The sequence below is a fragment of the Pseudoruminococcus massiliensis genome (assembly GCF_900291955.1).
Lineage (GTDB): Bacteria > Bacillota > Clostridia > Oscillospirales > Acutalibacteraceae > Pseudoruminococcus > Pseudoruminococcus massiliensis.
In genome coordinates, this window is the sequence record NZ_OLMR01000002.1 from 475,042 (window position 1) to 499,889 (window position 24,848).

Genomic DNA, 24,848 nt, shown 5'->3' on the forward strand with positions numbered 1-24,848 from the left:
CTTAGAGAATCAGGTTATAAGTTGGTCAGTTTCGCCGATGTCGAAGCTCCAAGCCTTAGCTGTCTGAGCAGTGATAATACCCTGTTTAAGAAGTCCTTCGATACTCTTCTTCATAGTAATCATACCTGTCTGAGAACCGAGCTGAATAGACTGGTCGATATTAGCTGTTTTATTTTCACGAATAAGGTTACTGATAGCCTTTGTAACAAACATCATCTCGAAGGCTGCAACACGACCGCCTGTTGCACGAGGAAGAAGTCGCTGAGAAATAACGGCTTTAAGAGATGTAGAAAGCTGAACTCTAATCTGCTGTTGTTGGTCAGCAGGGAAGATGTCTATAAGTCTATCTATTGTCTTAGCAGCACCCTCTGTATGAACTGTTGAGAAAACCAAGTGACCTGTTTCAACGGCTGTCATAGCGGTTGACATTGTTTCTCTATCACGAAGCTCTCCGAGGAGGATAATATCAGGGTCTTCACGCATCGCAGCTCTAAGAGCATTTGCGTATGATTGACAGTCAAGACCGATTTCTCTCTGGTTGATGATACAATGCTTAGGAGTATGTATAAATTCAACCGGGTCTTCGATTGTTATAATATGACGGCTCTTATTTTTATTTATTTCGTTGAGCAAAGCCGCAAGTGTAGTAGATTTACCTGAACCAGTAGGGCCACAGAGAAGAACCAAGCCTGCATTAAGCTCGAGAGTTTTTCTGATTGCCTTTGGCATATTAAATGTGCTAAGCTCAGGAACAACGCTGTTGATAACACGAAGAACGATAGATGTTCCGCATCTTTGATGGAAAGCGTTCGCTCTGAAACGACCACAATCGCCGATTTCAACAGCAGCATCAGCCTCACCAACCGTCATAAAGGTATTAAACTTATCTGCCATAAGCAATGCCTTAATAACTGCTGTAACCTCGCCCTCAGTAAGAGCTGGGTCATCTGTAAAAATTACATTACCATGAAGTCTGTATGCCGGGTGGTTACCGGAGGCAAGGTGAATATCTGAAGCACCTTTGTCAACGGCCATTTTAACAAGATTATAAAAATCCATTTTTAAATATCGCCCCTATCATTATTGTTTATTTGCGCTTTAAGCATTTTTAAATGCAAAAATTTTAAATTAATCATTAGAGATTGTAACATCTATGAATACTTCATATGAGGTTATACCTTGAAGTACGAGTCGGCGTACATTCTCTGTCATAGGAATCATACCATCTTCTATTGCTACATCTCTGAGTTCATCTGAGCTTATATTCTTAGTAACTGCACGCTTGATAACATGAGTAAAGAGCATAATCTCGTGAACCGCAATTCTTCCTTTATAGCCTTTTTTATTACATTTTTCACAGCCACACGGCTTATAAAGTGTAATATTTTCATCATCAAGTGGAAGATTGAGCGACATACGCTCCTCCTGACTTGGTGAATAAGGCTGTTTGCATTCTTTGCAGAGTCTTAGAACAAGTTTCTGTGCTATGATTCCGAGCAAAGCTGATGAAACCATATATGGTTCTATTCCCATATCGACCAGACGGGCAACCGAGCTCGGTGCATCGTATGTATGAAGTGTTGAGAGAACCAAGTGACCCGTAATAGCCGCAGAAACCGCAATATTGGCAGTTTCACCATCACGAATCTCACCAATCATGATAACATCAGGGTCCTGACGAAGAATAGACCTAAGAGCCGCCGCAAAGGTAAGACCTGCTTTTTCGTTAATATTAACCTGTGTGATACCTGGAACAATCATTTCAACAGGGTTTTCAACAGTGATAATATTAATTTCATCTCTCATAATGGAGCGAAGTCCGGTATAGAGCGTGGTTGACTTACCAGAACCAGTCGCACCAGTAACAAGGATAATTCCTCTGTGGCTCGCAACAAGATGTTCAAACTTTTTAAGATTCTCTGGCAAGAAGCCGATATTTTCTTTTTTAAGCTCCATACCAAGAGAGGTTGTAATACGCATAACTATCTTTTCGCCGAACATAGAAGGAAGAACAGATATACGAAGGTCAATTTCCATACCGCCGACCTTATAGTTAATACGACCGTCCTGAGGAATACGCTTTTCTGCGATATTCATATTACCGATAAATTTTATACGGCTCGTAACAGAAGGAATAAGCTCAGGAGCTGTTTCCATATAAATCTGGCAATTACCATCTATACGGAAGCGTATTCTCATACACTTTTCCATAGGCTCGATATGAATATCACTAGCCTTTTGATAAACGGCTTCTTCCATCATATTATTAACAAAACGAATAATCGGCTGGTCATTTCCTGAAGCCTCTGCTTTTGCGGCTTCTTCTGCTTCTTCTTTCGTTTTATCACTCATCTGCTGAGATGCAACAAACTCCTTAGCATCATCATATGCCTTTTGTGAAGCATAAAGATCACGGAACTTATTATTAATCTTAGTTGGTTCTGCAATAACCGGTTTAATCTTTAGCTTTGTATATATTGCAATATCATTGAATGCCTTATAATTAAGCGGGTCGGCAACTGCTATTGTGAGAAAGCGTCCCTCAAGTGCTATAGGTAAAACCATATACTGCTGAGCAAGATTCTCTGGAATAAGATTTGCCATTTGTTCAGGGTCAATCTGAACAGTATCAAGGTCAAGATAAGGAATAAGCAACTGCTTTTCAAGAGCCTTACAAACTTGCTGCTCTGTAACAATACCATCTTCTACGAGAATATCTGCGATACGCTTTTTTGAGGTTTTCTGCTTTTTAAGTACCTCTTCGAGCTGTTCCTCAGTTATTGCACCTGAATTTATAAGGATTTGACCTATTTTTAGATTGCTTGCCTTCATCAATTACACTCCTTAAATAGTCGGGAAAAGCACTTTCTATTTAAACAAAGCTAAGTACATACTAACAGCATTGTTTATCAAATTAAAGAAACAAATATAGATAATAGTTCCGATTGCAATATATGGTCCAAACGCAAGATAGAAGCCTTTGCTTTCTTCCACTTCTGTAACATCAGATTCGATATTTTCTTTATCTGCATCATCTATATCGTTATCTTCATCAATTTCTTCTTCAAGCGTAGTCTCGTCACTATTTTTATTAGAAGTTATTTTCTGAACTATAATAGTAACTATAAAACCTAAGCTTGCAATTATTATAGAGATAAATATTGTGTATATTGTTCCTGGAAAACCTGTAAGGATTCCTATTGCGGCAAAGAGCTTTACATCACCGAAGCCCATACCTTCCTTTTTATAGATTATTACACCAATGGCATTTATCAGAAGCATTGCTCCGCCTCCGATAGCTGCACCCGCTATTGGCTGCCACCACTCTGAGCTGAAAATATTGTATCCTCTCAATCTGTCATAAATTACAACTGCAAGAAATACAACTGCTAAAGCGACAGTAAATTGGTCTGGAATTATAGTATACTTAAAATCCGAAACCGTAATCATAAGTAATATGATTATCGAAATTCCGAGAGCTGTGAAAAGAATATCATAGCCCTTATTGAATTGCAGCCTGCACAACATTAAACAAATTGCAGTAATTATTGAAAGTATAATTCCTGAACCCTTAAATGATACTCGCTTTCCAAGCAATTCAGCAGATGGTTCTTCGTCATAATCACAATACCATTTTGCAGGAAATTTGTTAAAAAGAAGATATGATATAAAAATCAGTAAAAAACCTATTGGCAAACAAGCTATTATCCATATGATACCGTTTGTTGTGCCGAGATAAGCTAAAGCCTCCATAAATTTTTAGTCCCTTTGCCCTTTGAATTTAATTTATGCAGCAGATGAGCCTGCTGATGCACTTCCTGAAGCATCTGATGTAGCAGGTGCTGCTACACTTCCTTCTGCTGCATTAGAAGCATCTTGAACAGCCTTCTTGATAGCATCAGGTGTTTGTTCTGTTGGCAAGAAGTAATAAAGCATAAGATCTATAGTAATATCATATTTACCTGTGAAGTATAATGTATTTAAATCTCCGTTAGATACTTTATTATCTGTATTTTCACTGCTTTCTGCCTTAGAACTTTCATCAGTGCCATCAGTTATAGCACTATTTGTTCTTTTTTCAATAGCTTCGACTGTCAGTCTGTCTATATAATAAGCACCCTCAGACTGTGTTTCGAAATAATCGAGAACTGTGAGCAACTGTGTTTCATCGAGTGAATCAAATGAAATTGATATATTTGTTGAATATAAAGGCTCACCACTTGAGGAACTTCTGCCCTTATCATCAAGCACCTGCTCAGAAACGCTATATGTAGTAGGCAAAACCTTAGATGAATTGAGCATTTTCATAATATCTTCAGGAGATTTTGTTGCATTAACAAATAATTCCTTACTATCTTTTTCATATTGAGCCTTCATACTACTTACTCTTGAAGCAAGATTTACTCTGTCAGCATAAGCATCTTGATAAATCTTTAGCTGAGAAGCATCTGACTGATGCTGTTTCTCGAGCTCAGGCTGTGCCTTTGAAAAAGGAACCTGAACTGTAAATATAAATATTATAGCCAATAGGACTATTGCTATTATACCAAAGATATACTTTGGAACTGAATTCGTAGAGCCCATTATTTACTTGCCTCCTCGGTAGTAGTACTTGTTTCTTTAGTTGTAGTATCCTTTGTATCTTCAGCAGCTGAGGATTTGCTTGCTTCTTCTTTCTCTTTCTCCTCTTGTGCCTTCTTGATAGTATCTGCTGAAATAGATACAACAAGTGTGTTTGTAATAGCATTTGTATGTTCATCTTTTGTAGATGTCATATTAGCACTGAGGTCGAAGTACTTCTGCTCTTGGATATACTTTCTAAGTGTAACATACTGCTCATAATCTGTTGTAAGAATGTTGGCATTGATAGTATTGCTTGAGTTTTGTACATTTACATTCTGTATAGCACCAAGCTTTTCTGTTGAAAGCTCGAATATATGCTTCATCATATCGCCAACATGAACAACTGTCTTTGGAAGCATCTGCTTATCAGTATCGAGGTTTGCAAGCTTTTGTGTATAAGTTTCTTCATCCTTCAAGAGCTGTTTTGTTTCTGTAAGGATAGGGTCATTCAATGCCTTTTGGTCATTATCGTGACGAACATTAAGGAATATCCACCAGCCGCCAACAGCAAGCATCCATACGCCAACTAAGCAAGCAAGACCTGCTGTAACCTTGCCACCAACAGTGGAAGTCTTTTTGAGTACTGCAAGACCAGATTCGCCACCAAGGAAGTTGCCTTCAGCTACACTCATGTTAAGAATAGCATTGAGAGTTACATAGCAGCCTGAGTTATAGTCCTTATCCTTAGCAACCTCTGTAACCTGAGGAGGCACAACACCTTGTGTATAGATATTTGCAACATTCTCGATAGGAGCAGTAAGACCGATAGAACGACAGTAATTAGAAAGATTTGAGAGCTTTGAAAGACTATCACAAATAACTATCTGGTCAATATCAACCTTCTGAGTAGAGATAACCATTCTAAGAGTTCTGAGAACTTCTCCGGCAGCATTATCGAGCATACCCATAGTTTGTTTTCTTGTATTAGGGTCGTTGCAACGGTCACAAACACCAAGACCATTTTCACGAATGAGGTCGATAGCTCCGAGTGGGCTTATACCGAACTCAAGTGAAATCATTTCTGCAATATCCTCAAGCACACTCGAGAAGGATTGCTGGAAGATAGGAGCGCCGTTATGTAAAATTACAAGACGGGTTGCAACAAAATCAATGCTGATAAGAGCAACAGTCTTAGTTGCAGAGTTCATCTGCTGTTTACCTGCATGAATAAGAGCTGTGATAGGAGGAATAATCTTAACTACATGGATTCCTTCCTTTTCAAATTCCATTCTAATATCTGCAATGGTCTTTGAACTCATTGCAAAGAGAGCAGCCTGAAGGTCTTCATTCTTTTTTGCCTTGCCGAACTGATAGCCATATTCTGAATGGATAATAGTATATTGAGCTATATCACCATGAAGAATTTTTTCGGCTTCTACACGAGCATAAGCCGGAAGCATCTTATCCTTAGCAGCCGGGTGAGTATATTCTGTGCTGACAACATTATCCTCGTCCTCTATACAAACGAAAACATCGCCAAGATTAAGACCTATACTCTCTGCACACCTCTTTACGAATTGTGCAAGCTCGTCCGCCTTTTGCATCGGATGATCCTTTAATGAATCCTTAAGCTCAAAGATTTGCGGAGCACCAAAAATTGTAGGAATTGGTACACTATTCTTTTTAGCCGAAATCTGAATTGTAGCTTCAGGCTTGTCATATTCTGCAGGAGTAAGAATAAGAAGGCTTCTTGATACCTGCATGACTGTTGCAGTTGTTTTCATAAATACACCACGCTTTTCGTTATTTGGTTTATAGATTTAATGGGTTTTTCCCGTTAGGGCATAATAATACAAAAACGCCAAATGTTCTAATGGTATATACCAATTAGAGTGGTGTTTTTGTTTCGTTTTGAATAATTTATAAAAGAGCACAAAATTATTCTCTATCTAAAAAATAGTTTATATAAACAGTATATATTTTTCGCTGAAAAATGTCAAGCACGAACGCTTAGCAAATTACACAAAATTTCGCATTATATATAAGTTATTTTATCAAACTAAATTGTGTATAAATTTTCAGTATATTGGGAAAATATTAATTCGTTTATAATTCTGATAGCCTATCAGTAATCGAATAGTGGATATAATCTGCCGATTAGAAGCAAAGAAGCTTAAATAAAAAGCTTTTAAATATTTTCGAGGAGTTAGATAATTCAACAAAAAAGGGAACGCTTTTATGCGTCCCCAAAATTATAACTTTAATGATAATTATTCATCAATGCTGTCTGAATCAGCCTCAGGCTCTCCAACATTGGTTTTATCATCTTCATCTATTTCTGCTTTTATATCATCTGCTGTTTCTTTGATTTCGAGAGTGTCGCTTATAGCCTCTGCGTTATCTGCACAGCAAATAGTAATATCGCCCTCGTCCTCCTCAGCGGAATCAACGATAACTGGTTCTTCCTTAGCAGCAAGCTCCTCAGCTTTATTTGTTTCAGGAATACCATACATAATTACATATTCAAGTCTATCCTGAGCCTTTTTAAGTCTTTCCTGAGCTACATCAATAACTCTGCAAAGTCTTTGAACCTCGGCACTCTCGGTGTCACCCTTGAGGTCTTTATAGAAATGCTTGCCTAATGCACTATAAGCACGATTGAGAGTTTCTGTTTCGCTCTTGATGACAAACTTTAAACGATTTGTATAGGCAATATATCTGTTTTTCTCTACAACAGTATCTATTGCTTGGGTAATTCCTGAACCAATAGTATTTAAAATATTCATAGCTATACCTCCAATTTTAATTTATATGGATTTAATTAAAATAATTATACTATAAATTTTCCAAAATGAACAGTATTATTTGCATATTTTAAAAAAAATTTATAATTTTATGTGATTTTTCAGAATTTAAGCATTTATAAATATCAAAAATTTTGAAAAATAAGTGCAAATCAGCTTTTTATATGTTATACTGTGAAAAGAATAATTTTAATTTGGGAGTGACTTTTGATGTCAGAGAAGGTTAAACGCAACATAACTTGCCCTAAATGCGGTAATGTTAAAGAAACTACTCTTCTTTGCAGTGTGAACGCATCATCTTTTAATGAGGCTCACAAGCAAATTTTTGACGATACATTTTTTGAATGGACTTGCGAAAAGTGTGGCGAAACCCGTCAGCTTCTTCACCCTTTACTCTATAACGATATTAAAAACCGCACAATGGTTTATTACATTCCAAATGTTGACCGCCGTCAGCTTGTTGATGACAGACTTGAAGCGGAATTTCCTGAGCTTGCTGATGTTAAAAAGCGTGTTGTGCCAACTATTAACGCTTTAAAAGAAAAGCTCTATATCTTTGACCTCGGGCTTAATGATATGGCAGTTGAACTTACTAAGCTTGCCGTTGCAGAGCTTGTAACAAAAAGTCAAAAGCTTAACGTATCTGAGGGCTACCTTTCTTCTTATGATGAGGAGGCAAACTCTATTGGCTTTGAGTTCTTCGTAGGGGAGGCAGGCAAGCCATTTTTACAAAGTACAAGATTAGAAGTTTATAAGCGTTCTCTCGAAATCGTTGAAACATATTTTAAAGATGAGGATAACAGACAAGGTTTCTTGACTATTGACAGAAGATGGGCAAAAGAGGCTCTCGGACAATATCGTAAGCTTAAGAAATAATTATAAGCTTGGTTAATATATTTAGCAATACTACAAATTATATAGACTATACAAAAGATATTTCAAAAAAAGTTGAATATAGTCGAAAAATGTGATATAATTAAATGGTCAAGAGGGAGTAATCAATACTGCTAAGTATAGTATTTATCGTCAATACGGCACATAGCGTTGCCCGGTAATACTTTAAATGATGAGACTCAGGGACGGTTTTCTTGCCGACCCCTGAGTCTTTTAATTTTGCAGCCATTTAAGCTCCCTTTAAATGTAATCAGAAGGGATTTGGGAAAAATGGATTGGAACATGGTTTGGCAGATTGCTCTGCTGATAATCGGCTTTGTGATGCTGATTAAGGGTGCTGACTGGTTTGTTGATGGTGCGGCAGGAATTGCAGACAAGCTACATATTCCACAACTTATTATCGGACTTACTATCGTTGCTATGGGTACGAGTGCTCCTGAAGCGGCTATAAGTATTTCGGCATCTGTGCAAGGCAGTGCGGATATTGCTGTCGGAAATATTCTCGGAAGTAATATACTCAATATACTTATTATTCTTGGCATAACTTCTGTTATCACTCCACTTGCTGTGCAAAAATCCACTGTGAAATATGAAATTCCATTTGTTATTATCATAAGCGTTATATTCGGTTTGATTGGTCTTTTTGATAATTCTATCGGATTTATTGATGGCATCTTACTTTGGGTACTCTTTATCGCTTATATTGCTTATCTATTTATTATGACCAAAAAGGGAAAAATTCAAGCCGATGAATCAGATGATGAGGATAATGGCAAAAAGCCTAAAAAGGTCTGGCAGCTTATTCTCTTTGGAATAATAGGTATTGCTTTGGTTGTTTTTGGAAGTAACATTACTGTTAATGCTGCAACTGAAATTGCAACTATGTTTGGTATGAGTGAGAGATTCATTGGTCTTACTATTGTTGCTCTTGGCACTTCCTTGCCCGAGCTTGTTACAAGCATTACAGCCGCTCTCAAGAAAAATGCTGATATTGCTATCGGAAACATCGTAGGAAGTAATATTTTTAACATTCTCTTTGTTATAGGTACTTCTGCTATGATTACACCTGTTGCTTATCAAAATCAGTTCCTCATAGACAGCATATTCTGCGTTGCAACTGCTATGCTTCTCTTGCTCTTAGTTCTGAATAAGGATAAAAAGCTAAAGCGTTGGGGCGGAATACTTATGCTAATCTGCTATGCTGGATACTTTGTATACCTTATAAGATAAGTATTGACCTTATATTTTAAATTTGATATAATCTAAGAAAACAAAATTAAATAATTGCTTGCCGCCGGGTAAGCTGAAATAACGCTGTGCCGTATATCGTTAGGCCTATGAAGATATACGGTATCAGCGTTTTATTTTGTGTGCGTAACCAAGACGCGTAATCGCTCGGCTTTGCCGAAGTTGAATAAACCGCCGATTAGCTAACATACTTTCCTAAGACAATTAAAAGTTTAGATCAAGCCTTTTCAAAGGCTTGCGGATTCCAAAGGCAGAGCCTTTGGTGGGTTTTAAGGGCAAAGCCCTTAACATCTCTTGCCCTCTAAGGGCGGACTTCGTCCGCCACATTGATTTCTTTGGTTAGTAACAGTAGTTAAACAGGGAACCCCCTGCGAGGGTTCCCTACGAAAAACATTCCACTGGAATGTTTTTCTACCCTCCTGCGCTTTGTGGAGCATAAAGTGTTTCGCTCTCTGCGGAGAGCGACAAGGGCGTTGCCCTTGACCTACGAGCCTTTGAAAAGGCTCGAGCGAAACTTTTGACTGTCTTGGGGAAGTTTATTAGTTAAGCGGTAGTTTAGTCCTCCGCGTGGGCAAACTTCTTATTCTCATTACGAGCGAGGCTTGCCGAGCGATTACGCGTCTTGTCCTGTGCGGTCACGCACCGAAACTTTTAGTTGTCTTGGGGAAGTTTGTTAGTTAATACATTTAATTTATTTTTTAGGGAAACAAGGGGTTTGATTATGGTTAGAAAACACTTAGGAGAATTTTGTAAGTATACTTCGCTAAATGTTTTGGGTATGATAGGACTTTCTTGCTATATTCTTGCGGATACCTTTTTCGTAGCAAATGGTACGGGAAGCAACGGACTTGCAGCTCTGAATATCGCAATTCCTGCTTTTAGTCTTATTCAAGGCACTGGTCTTATGCTTGGAATAGGCGGTGCTACGAAATATTCAATAGCTAAAAATCAGGGCTTAAAAGAGGAAAGCAACAAGGCTTTTACTCATTCCTTATACCTTGGGGCAATATTTGCGGCTGCTTATATGCTTATGGGTATTTTTCTTTCCTCACCCATTTCTACTCTTTTAGGGGCAAATAATGATACCTTTGAAATGTGCAAAAACTACTTACAAATCCTTATGACATTTGCACCTGCATTTATCGCTAATAATATTATCTTAGCCTTTGTGAGAAATGATGGTGCTCCTCAGCTTTCTATGGCGGCTATGATTTCGGGAAGTATCTTTAACATTGTATTCGATTATATATTCATTTATCCTATGAGAATGGGTATCTTCGGTGCGGCTCTTGCGACAGGCTTTTCGCCAGCGGTAAGCCTACTCATACTCTCTATATTTTTTATTAAAAAACATAACAACTTTAAACCTATCAAATGCAAATTTTCGCTTAAATTTAGTTTGAAGATAATGTCTGTTGGCATACCTTCGCTTGTAACAGAGATTTCATCGGGAATAGTTATTTTTGTATTTAACATCATTATGCTTCAGCTACTTGGCAATATCGGCGTGGCCGCATACGGAATTATTGCTAACATTTCGATTGTTGTAATTTCAATTTTTACGGGCGTATCTCAGGGTATTCAGCCACTTATAAGCAGATATTACGGTCTTAATGACAAGAAAACTATAAAAATTACTTTGAAATATGCTCTTATTACTTCTATAATTATTGCTATTGTGGTTTATGGCTGTCTGCTTCTATTCTCAAACCCGATTGTATCAGCTTTCAACAGCGAAAATAATTCCTCTTTGCAGGTGGCTGCGATAAATGGCTTGAAAATTTATTTTACAGGTATATTTTTCGCAGGACTTAACATAATTCTTGCAACATATTTCGCCGCAACAGACAAGGCTAAACCAGCAGGAACTATTTCTATTTTGCGTGGATTTATTGTTATACTGCCACTTGCTATTCTTTTGGCAAATCTTTTTGGAATAAATGGACTTTGGATTTCGTTTCCTCTTGCTGAATTTATAGTTAGTATAATATCATTTATCATTCTTTCTATACAGCGAAAGAGATAATGTTTTTATTTCTAAAGTAAACTATACTTTAGAGTATTAAATTTATTAGCTAAAATTTGGGTATCTATGACATTAGTTATAAGCGGCGGATAAAATCCGCCGCTTTAGGGGCAAAGAATGTTAAGGGCTTCGCCCTTAAAACCCACGAGGGACTCCGTCCCTCGACCCTGCGAGCCTTTGAAAAGGCTCGAGCGAAACTTTTAATTGTCTTGGGGAAATTTGTTAGCTAAGCGGTAGTTTCTTTCTCCACAGCAACACAAGTCGATCTAAAATGTCGAGTAAGGCTTGCCGAGCGATTACGCGTCTTGTCCTGTGCGGTCACGCACCGAAACTTTTGAGTATCTTAATGGAAATTTGTATATTCTCCGATTTTATGCCAAAAATAAAATCGGAGGTGCAATTAAGATGAAATCTAATACTAAAGAAAAAAACAACAATCCAAAGAAAAATGCTGGCTTTTATATCGCTCTCGCTCTTTGCATAACTGCAATCGGAGGTGCGGCTTGGACAACATATAGCAGTGTTTTAGACTATCAGACCCCCAAAGAAGAAAGCTCTGCTCAGTCCGAAGGCTCAAAGCCTAAGGACAAGCCTACTGACAAAACTGTAAGTGGCTTGGAATATTCAAAACCTGAATCTAAAACTGAAAGCTCTGAAAAAACAGCTAATACCATTCTTGAAAGCAACAGTGAAAGCTCTGAAGAAAGCTCTGAATTATCTATTGAGGAAAGTTCAAGTGAATCTTCTGAAATAAGTCAGGAAAACGAAAATAAATTTATAAAGCCAATAGACGGAAAGATTATTAAAGGATATAGCCCTGAAAATCCTGTCTATTCAAAAACAATGGGGGATTGGCGTGTTCACGAGGGAATAGATATAACTGCTGATGATGGCGAAAAGGTTCGTGCATATTCTGACGGAATTGTTAAAAAGGTTTATAACGATGAACTTTTGGGATATAGCATAGAAATTGAGCATAATAATGGTATAACTATGATATATAGTGGTCTTAGCCCAACTATACTTGTCAAAGAGGGAGAAAGTGTTTCTTGTGGCGATTATATAGGGGCTGTATTTACTATTCCGAGTGAAATTATGGACGAAGTTCATCTTCATCTTACTGCTAAAAAGGACGGAAAGCTTATAGACGCACAGGCAGTCTTGGAAAAAAATGCTTAACTGAAGCATAGCGTATATTAAGACTAAAATGCACAGTTTAATCAGATTATTATGAAATTTATATAATAATTACTACTATAATATCTTGCATAAATTTTTCATAATATTTCTGGTATTATTTGTAAGCCACCGAAAATGTTATTAATTTGTTCATAATTAGTCGATAATTTATTTATACTTTCTTTGAAATTGTGTGATATTATATTGATGAAGGGGAGAGTTGGTTACTCAGAACCAACTCACATTAGAGTAGTTTAGAACATTTTAGCATACCTCGTTTGAAGCAAAGAGCATAACAAATTCGGCTTAACTTACCGCATTTGTTATGCTCTTTGTTATTGCATATTTTAGATATAGATAAGGACAAAAAAATCCCTGAACCTTATAAGTTCAGGGATTTTGCTTTATATAAGCTTAGTCAGAGGAATAGCGAGGATTTGAAAGATATGTGTTTGTTCCATTTCCTACACGAGTTTCTACAATCCTAAACTTTGTGTTCCATGTTTTATCAAAGATATTGATATCGCCAGTTTTTCTTGCTTCATATGTACCTGCATAAATCTTAAATGACTCAGTTTCACCAGAAGCATTTTTATAGCTTATAGTTGTGTTTGTGAGGAAGGTTATCTGTACAGGCTTTTTAGAATCTTTACTTCTAAGGATAAACTTAGGATTAATTTTGCTTCCACCAGAAACCTTTCCAGAAGATGCAAATACAAAATTATCTGCTATGAATGTTGTATTGTTGTTTATATAGAGATAGTTCTGGCTTTCCCAACGGAATGCGAGCGTTCCATCAGATGTATATTTACCGTTAAGCTTACCATCTTTAGCCCTAAAGTTGACACTATCTGCACATGTGCTTGATGTATTATTGCTTTTAATCTTGAAGTTTGAATCTGTCCAACCAATTTCATCAGAGTATTTCGCACCCTTGATATAGCCTTGATTTTCTGTATCTGTAAAGAAAGTCTTAGCTTTATCTGAATACAAATTAACCTCTCCAGAATAATTAGCATTGCTGATTATGTATGCACCAGAAAGAATAGTATAGCTACCATTACTATATGTTACACTTGTATCATATGTGAAGTATAGTATGAAAGCGTCCTTTCTATTGACATCTGTAGACTTATAACCGACTATTTTCTGTTCGCCAGCACTGGTCTGCTTATATTTTTTGCTTGAATAGGTGAAGTAGTTATCTGGTGAGTTGCTTACCCAGCCATCTCCGCTATTACCATAAACCCATTCTTGACCAGCCTGCATATTGTCTTTATAGCTGCCGACATACTTAGATGTATAGAACTGTACATCATAAACTGTATTATCTTGGGATTCTGCAGCATTGATATAATACATATAATATCCATCTGAATTTCTTGAAGTAACAGGTATGTTTTCTCTTACTATACTTGAACCAGTGATATTATCTTTAATTGTATATCTAAGGAATATGCTTCCAGTCCAGTTATTCTGATTATCAAGAATTGCAACTACCTTACCTGAAACATCTGGGCTTATTTCTTTTATGAGCTTATTAAGCTCTCTTGTGTATGAATTTATATCGTCTAAAGTAGAAGCATCACTATTGTATGCTGCAAGAGCATCTTTCATAGTGCCTGCAATAACTTTTATTTCATCTGGGTCAAAGGTTACGCCAGAAGAAATGCTTGCCTGCTCAGGATACCAAACCGGATTGCCGTTAGAATCAATAGTTACATATGCTCTTGCGCTTGATATAGCATAATAGAGATTCTGATATGCTTCTGTCCACTCTTTCAGGAGGTCGGCAAGCTCTTGGTCCTTAGTTGGGTCATCTGTAGAGGTTATGCTTTCAGCTATATTCTTCAACGCATTAGGAACATAAGGGCTGGCAAGCTTTGCTGCGTGTGTATTATAATCGTAGTCATAAATATACCAACCCTCTGCGATACTGCTTGCATTGGTCTTTGCTCTTGAAAGGGCGAGGTTACCAGGAACATATGTAAGCCAAGCTGGTGTTCCTCCTGGGCCTGCATTATAGTCATAGAGAACTACATCGCCACCCTGAAGCTTTGTCATAGGAAGGATTTGTGTTGGTGTACTTTCTCCTGATGTAAGCTGAATGAATGGCATATTATTTGGAATATCTACATAATATCTGCCATCATATGTATCTGTGAGCTTAACTGTGTTTTTTCCAGTACCCCACATAGTTACTTTCATACCTTCATAATTAGCTTCCCAATCTGAGATTTTTGTGATATAAACTCTTGTAGTATTTTTGCTAACAGTATCTTCTGGGTTAACTGTGGAAATAGAAAGCTTGTTGGATTTATCAAGTGTTACCCATACATCGCCCCATACCTGATGAACCTGTTCAGTAGTAAATGAGGCATTAGTATTATCAAGTCCCTTAATCTGGAAGCTATAAAGGTCTGAATCACCAGCAGGAATTTTATACTCATACCAGTCATAATATACTTGTGTTTCAGATAAACCTACACGAGCGTAACCAGTGTTTCCTTCACCTGCACAGTTGAACTTTCCCGACTCAAGTGCATGACCAAGCATATCCTTTCTGCCGGCTCTTGTATCAGCTTTATTATAGAAAATTCTCTTTTTACCACCAATAAATGCCATATTTGCACCATCAACATCAAAGCTTGTTATTGGGGTTGTATCAATTACTACTGGTGATGCGGTATATGATGAAATATTCCAGCTTGAACCACTTCTAGTAATTTGCTGTGAATTAAAGTATGCTTTTGGACTTGCTGAATTATCAACAGCGAACTTAATTCTTGAGGTTTTTCTTGATGAACTATTTTTATCAGAAATAATTATGCTATTTACTCTTCTTGTATCAACAGCAATATAGAAATTGTTTCCATCATCTGTTATGAGAAGCTTTTCGGATAACTGCTCTAATACGACGCTGCCACTATCATCAACCTGATAAAGCTTTGCATAAAGCTCATTGCTCCAGCCTGAAGGCTTCTTGAAATAAACTGTGATAATAGGCTTATCTGCTGAAACATTATCGTCTGAATATGAAGCAGTTTGTGTAGTTGTATTGCTTGTATCCATATTCACAATATTAGCGGATTTATTCTTGCTCATAGTAGTAATATTTGTTTTTGGAGCAAGCTTTTTGAATGATGTAAGAGACCTTGCATCAACCTTAAATGGGTCGTTCTTATCTATAAATCTTATAACAACAGGCTCTGTGCTAATTGTTAATTTTTCTGTTATATTCTTTCCATTGCAAAGATGGAAGCTTGACTTGGCGTCAAAAGCAACTCTCTTAATATAGTAGTTTTCTGTCTTATCAAGAGTTGTCATTGGGTCTGATGTTGCAGATGCTGTATTAAGGCTTGTGTTTTTCGATTCCTTAACATAGACATATTGATTTGTACCCCAACCTGATGGTACATTAGTAGAAGAGTATATGGTAGTAAGCTTTGCAGAATCTACATTATTGTTTGATTTAATCATGAAGAGATTATTGCTTAGATTATCACCAAGCTTCATATCAGCTGTTTGGTCAGAGCCATTGCCTATACCACTAATAATAATAACATTTGTATATTTATTATCAAGGTCATAGTAATAATACTTGGATATGGTATCCTTTTTAAGCTTAAACTCTGCCTTTATACTTTCATCAGTACTTTTGAGTGTATCAAAGGCTGCGTTTTGCTTACCAGCACCACCTGAACCATACCAAGCATAGATATAGTAATTTGTACCATTAGTGCCAAAACCATTTGGGTCTATATCGAACCAAACTCTCTTTTTACCATCTGCAACAGCAGGTGTAATATCATCTTGTGGAATATAAGCAAGCTCGTTTACTGCACTTTCAAGCTTTTCCTTATAGCTATCAATCTCTGCCTGTGTCAACAAGGTTGAATCAATAGCATTATTGATAACAGCAATAACCTTTTCAAGGTTAGTTACTGTTCCTGTAACAAGAATATTTCTATCCTTATCAATGATAGCCTGAGCAGCATTAACTGCATCTACAAGCTCATCTATTTTGCCTGTATTTTGTATTCTTGAGCATACGCTAATAAGTTTCTTTGTAGCATCTTGAAGAGCTGCTTTATTTCTTGAACCATTATTATAAAGATTCTCAGCATTAGCTAATGCTGTTTCGAGTTCATTTATAAGCTTAGAATTCGGATTATTATCTCTTACTGTTTTTCCATTATCAATAGCTTTTTTAAGATTATCTCTATATGAAGCAACTTTCTCAAGAGTGGACATTTTATTTTGTAAGTCGATAGCTTTATTATCAGCAGTTTCTTGACTTACTGATTTTTTGTCTACCGCTAATTTATCAAGCAACTCCTTAGCCTGATTCATAACAAATTTTAATGTTGTATAGCTTTCTTCTGTATAATCCTCTTCTTTATAGCTACTTGCTTTATCATACTTAGCTTGTAGCTTTGAAGGGTCAGTATCTTTTGTTGTAAGCTTATCAATAGCGTTATTTATATTATCTCTCTGTGCATTATAATCTGAATTTGATTGAAGTGTTGGCTTATTATATACTTCCTTAGCAGCATTAACAACTGTTATAAAATCATACCAGCTTGAGGGTTCATAATCTCCTTGATATAAAGAGTCTGCCTTAACAATAGCACTTCTTAGATTTGTTTTTGCTGCTGAGCTATTACGGCTTTCTACCTTATAGTCTATAGACGGTGAACCAGACTTTGTATTATCCTTGAGCTTTGCATAGACAGTGACATAGTCTTCATCATTCATATAAACAGAGGCTGCCTTCTCAGAAATAAATGAACGAGCACTATATTCACCAGTGGCAGTATCTTGCTCAATAACTATATAAGCAGAGTTACCTTTTATAGAGCCTACCATTGTACCAGTAGTAACAGCAGGAACTGTAACACTATGTGAACTGCCCTCATAACCCTTAAAGTCAATAGTCACATCTTGAGAACCATTGCCTTCTATTTTAGTACTCCACCAGCCATAGCCATTGGATACACCAGAAGAACTAGTGCCTGTGCTTGTAATGGTAAATGATGGTGCCATAGAATCATCATTTTTGCCCTTAAGCTTTGTATAATATACTGTCTGCTTAGAATTAGCATAAGCGATAAGTCTATTCTCAAGCAAGTCTTTACCGTTCCAATCATGTTCTTTACGATACTTGAGAGGAGATTCAAGAATTTCTACATAAATGTTTCTATCGGATTCATCAAAGTACCAAATATTAAAAAATTCCAAGCTCTGTGTGTCATCAGCTTTAGAACCAACATTACCGCCCTGACGAGAAACGATAAGGTTAAACCAAGGAACCATTCCGCCCTTATCATCTGAAACTCTACTCGGGGAGAAAGTATGTGAATACCACGCATTACCCTCCGGAATCATAGCAGTTGTAGGACCGTTTTTACCCTTACCATCTGAAATCCACTTACCAGCTGGCTCGAACTTATTATTCTCAGATTCAACAGCATTAGCCTGATTAACTGTTAATTGTTCAGAGTTTTTCACATTGTTCCAATCAATGCCTTGGTCTGTTCTCTTATAATATGACCAAGTATAAATACAAGGAACGAAGTCACTTGCAGTATCTACTCTGCTTGGGTCCTGCTTAACATGAATATTGATGTCATCACTGCTGACGCTTGTATTTATTCTTTCAGGAGCTGTTGAGAGCTGTCTGCCAAGAACATTTCCTGATGAACCAACAGTATATGTAACACTAAGTGATGTAGACTTAGAATTACCACCGAGCATATCTTCAGATTTTGCATATGCTCTGAGTGTAATCTCAGACTTAGCTTTGTCATATACTGCATGAACGAAGGTTTTATAGGCAGAGGTATCTGCACTGACGCTTGTTACTTCTGCACCTTCTTCTGTTGTACCACCAACAGTATCTTTCATGAGAATATATTCTTCACCAGTTGTCTTTGGATCTATAATCTTAGGAAGGTCTGCATTCTCATAATATGTTGCAGCATAATTAAGGGCTGATTTTGCGTTTAGATAAGCTTGTCTTTCGTTAACATCTCCAGAAGTTGATTTTGTACTGAACATCGCTACGCTTATCAAGCTTGTTGCAAGGATAATAATTACACAAGAAACAACAAGAACAGTGGCAAGAGCAAAGCCACGCTTACTGTTCATATGTTTTGATTTTGGTTTAACCATAAATTAGCTAACTCCTTTCTTATTTTGTCATACTAAAATCTATACATATAGGATTTGGCATAGATGAACTATTTAGTGTATAGCTTTGGTCGAAATCACTTCCTGCACCATTATTATTCATTGTAAGAGTACCTGAATAATCATATGTAACATTCGGTTCATAGTTGCTTATCATACAAAGCTTATAATCAACATATTTTTGGCTATTGTCTTTGCCAACTGTATATGCCTTTTGGGTGAAAGAACTTATTCCTTTGCAAGTAATCATACTGGTAAGTTGTATTGCTCCCGTATTATCATCTTCATAAGCCATTAAAAATTTTGCTGTATTATCAGTTGGATTCAAAATTAAATAATAGTGCTTATCTTGTGGCGAAAATGCACTTTCGTTATAATTACTTGCTGAGATAGAATATGCACTGCCAACACATTTCTTATACATTCTCTCGAAGCTGGTTGCCTCTTGTTTAGAATTTTCTATATCGGTACTTATAGAATATCTGTCCATACTTCCTGATATAGCACCAACAAGCATACCCGAGCATATCGAAAGAATTGCTATAACAACTATAACCTCAACAAGGGTAAAGCCATGCTTGCTATTTAAAAGCTTGCGATTTTTTTTACGCATCTCTTATACTTTCCTTTCTTTAAGTTATTTAATCGTTACAATTGAGCTGGCAATTATATCGCCTTGAGAAGATTTTGCATTAACCATTACTTTATACCCAGCAAATTCTTTATGAGAACCATCAGAAGCTGAAGTAGGTAATGAATTGGTAAGATATTGGACGGTGCATTGCATATCACTTATAGATGATGAATCAGGGAAATCAACACTTGGGTTACTTATTTGGTCTATAAACTCTACATTATTAAGCTTAGTGCGTAAACCATCATATGTGCCATCACCATCTATAGTTTCTAATACTAAATTATTATAAAAGGTTTTTTTAGCGGTTTGGTCGGTTGGATCACCAGTATAATTATTTGATGAAAAAGCTTTCTCTAAGGCAGTAGAAACTGTATCTGCGACGCCCTGAGCCTGAGCCGAGGCATCTTCTAAGCTCTTATTCTCAACAATAGAAATATATCCATGAACAATGGCTGTCATTGTTGAGGCGAAAACTATTGAAACAATAGCAATAGCAACTACTAACTCAACAAGAGTTACACCTTTCTTGGAATTATATCGCCGTTTGCATCTTTTCATATTTATTTACGCACCTTTCAATTATTTTATGGGAATAATTACCGATAATATTAATTCATAAAACTATACATACTAATATTATACATCAAATTATAGATTTGGCAAGAAAAATTATCCTATTAATTTCAACAAAATTAACTGACATTATTTATGAAAAATGAGCGTTATGACATATTTTGGTATAATATCTATGCTTGGCGACCTATTATTATATTTAAGAATATGGCAAACAAAAATGCCCATAGACAAGACTATGGGCAAAAGCTTACATTATATATAGAAATTTACATATTATTGTAGAGAGTTCCAAGTGTTATTGTGTTATCAAGCTGGGTAAAAGTACAACCATTAATATTGGGGGCTGTGCCTGTGCTGGAATAAACAATAGTTCCAATAGTAAGCCCACTTCCTATGGCTGCTGAGGTGCAGTAGTAATATTCTCCAATATTTATATTGAGTCCGGAATATTTTGCAATATCAGATACTTTTGCATTTCGTGCGGCATTTTTTCTTGTGGTAATTCCGCTATTTTTTATTGCGGCAAAAGAAACTGCTGTTCCGTCAGCATTCTTCGACATTGTGTTATTAATTGTACCAGCTTTTATTTCATTATAGGCATTTTGGCACACTTGGTTTAGAGTTTGTGCTTGCGCCTCTCCAGAAGAAGCTGTTGTAGAATCTAAAATATTTATAAGACAAGGAATTGCTATTGCCGCAATAATAGCAAGAATAGCTATGACAACTACTAACTCAACAAGTGTAAAACCACGCTTATTAGCTTTAACTTTCATAACCTTAACTCTCCTAAAAATATTAAAATGGGGTAGATGGTATAGATTTTCTACTCTTTTATTTTATAAATATTATAATTTATAATCTATACTTTTGTCAATGTATAATATCACGAAAATGTCATTTATAATTTGTAGCTTTTGTATAAGCGAAACAAAAGCCCGACCGAAGTCGAGCTTTTGAATTAAATCTTTATATCTTCAGATTCAAATTATTATCATGGATAGATTGTGCCAAGAGTTGTTGTTGTTGCAAGCTGAGCATAAGCAGCACCTGCAGGAGTTGTAGGAGCAGCACTTGTATCAGAATATGCGATGTCACCAACTGCAATGCCTGTAGCAGCTGTTGTGCAGTAGTAGTAATCACCAGAGATATCGAAGTTCAAGCCTGAGTATGTCATAACCTGAGCAACTGTAACACCATTAGCAGCTGACTGCTTAGCTGTAGCTGTAGATGTCTTTGCAGCAGCCCATGTGATAGCTGTGCCATCAGAGTTTGTAGACTCATCATTATTGATTGTGCCTGACTTTACGCCTGCATAAACATTCTTGCACTGTTGGCTAAGTGTTGATGCATTAGAAGCACCTGAAGAGTTAGTAGCTGATTGGATGATGTTAACAACCATTGGGATAGCGATTGCTGCGAGAATTGCAAGGATTGCAATAACAACAACGAGTTCAACGAGTGTGAAGCCTTTCTTAGACTTCTTTGCGAGTAGTTTTTGCTGGAGTGTCATTTTACATTACCTCTTTCTTAAAATAAAATAATTTTTTTGAAATGCGGTTCTTGAAGGGGGTGAACCGTTCATCTCTGTTGTGTCTATATATTAACTCATTATGAACGGAATGTCAACACTTTTTTTAAAGTTTTTTTTGATTTAATTGTAAAACAAGTTAGTGTTTTTTTGTGCAATTTCAACAACAGATATGTTTCTTCCAGTTTTTATAGGGATTTTTACCAAACAAACTTTCAAGATGTTAAAATCTACTTGTGCAATTTAGCCTACAAAATTTGCTCTTGATTTGCTTATATTTATTCTTTTATAGAAACTTTTTAGACAAATTTATGAATTTGTAAACAAGTTCATATTTTATTCATAATATTTTGTTGTGTATAGTGCAATTATTAGTCATTATAATTTTATTAGTGATATAAATATAATCTAAGTATTGTTGAAAACTGAAATTTATTGTTTTTTATCAATTTTAAAAATTTAAGGCTTTTTCTTTTTGTTTAAAAAGAGCATACGCACAAAAACATTTGACACAAGCCGTTTTCTACTGTATAATATAGGTATAGAGCATACCGATAAGCGGTCGCTCCCAAATATTGATTAAGTTAAGAAATAACCGTCCTATTTGGTCGCAGGGCGGTTATTTCCTTTTATTATGGGAGTCAACTATCGAAACTATCAGTGTTCCGACTGTTGCTATTGCTATGATAAGCTGAAATAAATCAGACCATGTAACAACATTCTCCATATGTAGCACCCCATTTCTGGGAGCAGGATTGACCGCCTACCGTTTGTGGTATGCTCTATGGCTTTTATTATATCAAATCGGACTTTTTTCGTCAAATTATTTTTGCCATTTTGTAGCTATTTTATTTGACACAAGCCGTTTTTTACTGTATAATATAGGTATAGAGCATACCGATAAGCGGTCGCTCCCAAATATACGAATTATTTACTAAATAACCGTCCTATTGGCAAGCAGGGCGGTTATTTCCTTTTATTATGGGAGTCAACTATCGAAACTATCAGTGTTCCGACTGTTGCTATTGCTATAATAAGCTGAAATAAATCAGACCATGTAACAACATTCTCCATATGTAGCACCCCATTTCTGGGAGCAGGATTGACCGCCTACCGTTTGTGGTATGCTCTATGGCTTTTATTATATCAAATCGGACTTTTTTCGTCAAATTATTTTTGCCATTTTGTAGCTATTTCATTTGACACAAGCCGTTTTCTACTGTATAATATAGGTATAGAGCATACCGATAAGCGGTCGCTCCCAAGATATTGCGATTTTAAGAAATAACCGCCCTATGTGGTAGCAGGGCGGTTATTTCCTTTTATGAAAATAAAATACTATAGGGCAGAGAATTTCATTATGATTTTCTCCGCCCTTATTTCATATATAATAATATGTAAAGCGTTAGTTACATTGATAACAATATTCTTCTCTTTTGAAATAACTATTAAAAAATGTTAACGACAACTTGAACAAATCAATCTGACATAATTTAAAAATCAAAAGTAAATCGCTGAAATCCTACAACTTTTACAAATATCTAACAAAAAGCTCTTGCATTAAAAAATATTACGATATAAAATATGCTTACATTCGCAAAGGAGGAATGAAAATGAACTTTTTTAATAAATCTATAACTAAAAGAATTCTTGGAATATTACTTTCAGCTACTGTTGTATGTTCCGCTATGTATGGCTGTTCTGGTGGACCTTCAAATGACGAATCCTCTGCCAAAGAAGCTGTTGCATCAGCAACAAGCAAGCCACCTGCTTCTTCTAAAGTAGATAAAGTAGAATCTTCTAAGCCAGCCTTAAGCAAACCTGAATCTTCTGCTGAGGAATCTTCTGCTGAGGAATCTTCTGAGTCTTCCAATACAGAAACAAGTATTGGATATATTGAAATAGTAGAAAATTTTAATGCAGAAGCTGTTGGAACTAATTCTATAAATCTAAACTGGTCATCAGTTTCTGATATAAGCGGATATGAAATTTATCGCAAATGTGATTCTACGAGTGCTGATTACGATAAGATTATGACCATTAAGAATTCTTCGACTACCTTCTTTAATGATAATCAGATTGTTGCGGGAACTCGTTATTATTATCAGATAAGACCTTATATCTATGCTAATGATAAATATTATTATGGAGAATTTTCGGCAACAAATACCTTTACTCAAATCGCTGATGTTTCGGAAATCACCGTTACAGCAAGAACCTCGAGCAGTATAGCAATTTCTTGGGATAGAATTAAAAATGCTACGGCTTATACAATCTATCGCAAGGATAGCACAGACGATAATTATACTTCTATTGCAACTATTACTGATTGGGAAAATTCAGCTTATACAGACACAGGACTCACTGTCGGAAAAACTTATTATTATAAAGTAGACGCATTTGTAAGCTTTGGCGGTGAAAGCTATTATAGCAATCCGTCTGAAATCAGCACATATACACCACCTGAAAAGCCTTCCTTCACTGCATCTTATGACGAAAAAACAGAAAAAATTAAGGTAAGCTGGAAAGCTATAAATGGGGCAGAGGGTTATAGCGTTCAAATCTCTGATGATGAGGACGGAGATTATGACAGCTATGATGTTTCTGATAAGCTTGAATTCGAGCTTAAAGTTAAGAAAAATAAGATGTACTATATCAAGGTATATTCTTACTGCACTATTGATGGCGAAAAGAAATTCAGCAGTTATGAGATGAAACCTCTTGAATGTGGCGAAGTTCCTAAGGTTCATGGATATGATGTGGGCGATACATATATTGAAATAAGCCTCGATAAACAGCATATGTGGTATTATAAAGACGGTAAGCTTATTGTTTCAACTGATGTTGTAACAGGCTATAAAAATGCTCACGATACACCGACTGGTCTTTATTATGTTATAAACAAAGCTTCGCCTGCTGAACTCGTTGGAGAAACCTGGGACGTTTGGGTTAACTTCTGGCTCGGCGTAACATATGACGGTGTTGGTATTCACGATTCTACATGGAGAACTGGTGGCTACGGCGGAAATATCTATACATATGACGGCTCTCACGGCTGTATAAATACTCCATATGACGCAGTTAAGAAAATCTATGATAACTGCAAAGAAAATACTCCTGTTGTAATTTATTAACACATTATAAATAGTGTTCTTTCTTACTTGACAACTAATGGTGATTGTACTAAACTTATAGTACAAT

Annotated in this window: 16 protein-coding genes; 5 read left to right on the plus strand and 11 right to left on the minus strand. The window is 36.3% G+C overall.

Features of this window, described 5'->3' with window-relative positions:
- Nucleotides 1-9: 9 nt before the first annotated feature.
- From C9914_RS05020 to C9914_RS05045, 6 genes are all read right to left on the minus strand, one after another.
- Nucleotides 10-1,059 (minus strand): type IV pilus twitching motility protein PilT, encoded by a 1,050-nt coding sequence (locus tag C9914_RS05020; RefSeq protein WP_022264618.1) that lies wholly within the window; start codon nt 1,057-1,059, stop codon nt 10-12.
- A gap of 69 nt (nt 1,060-1,128) precedes the next feature.
- Nucleotides 1,129-2,832, minus strand: coding sequence for a GspE/PulE family protein (locus tag C9914_RS05025; protein WP_106763804.1), 1,704 nt, complete (start codon nt 2,830-2,832; stop codon nt 1,129-1,131).
- A 36-nt stretch (nt 2,833-2,868) separates the two neighbouring features.
- Nucleotides 2,869-3,753: a prepilin peptidase gene (locus tag C9914_RS05030; RefSeq protein ID WP_106763806.1), complete on the minus strand. Its 885-nt coding sequence runs from the start codon at nt 3,751-3,753 to the stop codon at nt 2,869-2,871.
- A gap of 33 nt (nt 3,754-3,786) precedes the next feature.
- Nucleotides 3,787-4,584: a hypothetical protein gene (locus C9914_RS05035; RefSeq protein ID WP_106763808.1), complete on the minus strand. Its 798-nt coding sequence runs from the start codon at nt 4,582-4,584 to the stop codon at nt 3,787-3,789.
- Nucleotides 4,584-6,347, minus strand: a complete 1,764-nt coding sequence (locus C9914_RS05040; RefSeq protein ID WP_106763811.1) for a type IV pilus biogenesis protein PilM — start codon at nt 6,345-6,347, stop codon at nt 4,584-4,586. Before C9914_RS05040 ends, C9914_RS05035 begins: the two co-directional genes overlap by 1 nt.
- Nucleotides 6,348-6,833: 486 nt before the next feature.
- Nucleotides 6,834-7,349, minus strand: a complete 516-nt coding sequence (locus C9914_RS05045; protein WP_106763812.1) for a PI-PLC domain-containing protein — start codon at nt 7,347-7,349, stop codon at nt 6,834-6,836.
- A gap of 228 nt (nt 7,350-7,577) precedes the next feature.
- On the opposite strand from C9914_RS05045, the gene C9914_RS05050 reads away from it, so the two are divergent.
- The 4 genes from C9914_RS05050 to C9914_RS05065 all read left to right on the plus strand — a co-directional run bounded on the left by C9914_RS05050 (nt 7,578) and on the right by C9914_RS05065 (nt 12,714).
- Nucleotides 7,578-8,243 carry a CpXC domain-containing protein gene (locus tag C9914_RS05050; protein WP_106763814.1) on the plus strand — a complete coding sequence of 222 codons (666 nt, stop codon included), beginning with the start codon at nt 7,578-7,580 and terminating at the stop codon, nt 8,241-8,243.
- Between the two features lie 288 nt (nt 8,244-8,531).
- On the plus strand, nt 8,532-9,491 hold the full coding sequence (locus C9914_RS05055; RefSeq protein ID WP_242972059.1) for a calcium/sodium antiporter: 960 nt from the start codon (nt 8,532-8,534) through the stop codon (nt 9,489-9,491).
- A gap of 739 nt (nt 9,492-10,230) precedes the next feature.
- Complete coding sequence (locus C9914_RS05060; RefSeq protein WP_106763816.1) at nt 10,231-11,535, plus strand: MATE family efflux transporter; 1,305 nt, start codon at nt 10,231-10,233, stop codon at nt 11,533-11,535.
- A gap of 405 nt (nt 11,536-11,940) precedes the next feature.
- The gene (locus C9914_RS05065) at nt 11,941-12,714 is read left to right on the plus strand and encodes a M23 family metallopeptidase (protein WP_106763817.1); all 774 of its coding nucleotides are present in this window, start codon (nt 11,941-11,943) and stop codon (nt 12,712-12,714) included.
- Nucleotides 12,715-13,128: 414 nt separating this feature from the next.
- On the opposite strand, the gene C9914_RS05070 is transcribed toward C9914_RS05065, so the two are convergent.
- The 5 genes from C9914_RS05070 to C9914_RS11740 all read right to left on the minus strand — a co-directional run bounded on the left by C9914_RS05070 (nt 13,129) and on the right by C9914_RS11740 (nt 21,629).
- Nucleotides 13,129-18,888 carry a pilus assembly PilX N-terminal domain-containing protein gene (locus tag C9914_RS05070; RefSeq protein ID WP_106763819.1) on the minus strand — a complete coding sequence of 1,920 codons (5,760 nt, stop codon included), beginning with the start codon at nt 18,886-18,888 and terminating at the stop codon, nt 13,129-13,131.
- 19 nt (nt 18,889-18,907) lie between these two features.
- On the minus strand, nt 18,908-19,519 hold the full coding sequence (locus tag C9914_RS05075) for a type II secretion system protein (RefSeq protein WP_106763821.1): 612 nt from the start codon (nt 19,517-19,519) through the stop codon (nt 18,908-18,910).
- 24 nt (nt 19,520-19,543) lie between these two features.
- Nucleotides 19,544-20,101, minus strand: coding sequence for a type II secretion system protein (locus C9914_RS05080; protein ID WP_106763822.1), 558 nt, complete (start codon nt 20,099-20,101; stop codon nt 19,544-19,546).
- Nucleotides 20,102-20,385: 284 nt separating this feature from the next.
- Entirely contained in the window at nt 20,386-20,892 is a 507-nt protein-coding gene (locus tag C9914_RS11735; protein WP_106763824.1) for a prepilin-type N-terminal cleavage/methylation domain-containing protein, read from the minus strand.
- 218 nt (nt 20,893-21,110) lie between these two features.
- Nucleotides 21,111-21,629, minus strand: coding sequence for a prepilin-type N-terminal cleavage/methylation domain-containing protein (locus tag C9914_RS11740; protein WP_106763826.1), 519 nt, complete (start codon nt 21,627-21,629; stop codon nt 21,111-21,113).
- Between the two features lie 1,631 nt (nt 21,630-23,260).
- On the opposite strand from C9914_RS11740, the gene C9914_RS05095 reads away from it, so the two are divergent.
- Nucleotides 23,261-24,781: a L,D-transpeptidase family protein gene (locus tag C9914_RS05095; RefSeq protein WP_158707335.1), complete on the plus strand. Its 1,521-nt coding sequence runs from the start codon at nt 23,261-23,263 to the stop codon at nt 24,779-24,781.
- Nucleotides 24,782-24,848: the final 67 nt, after the last annotated feature.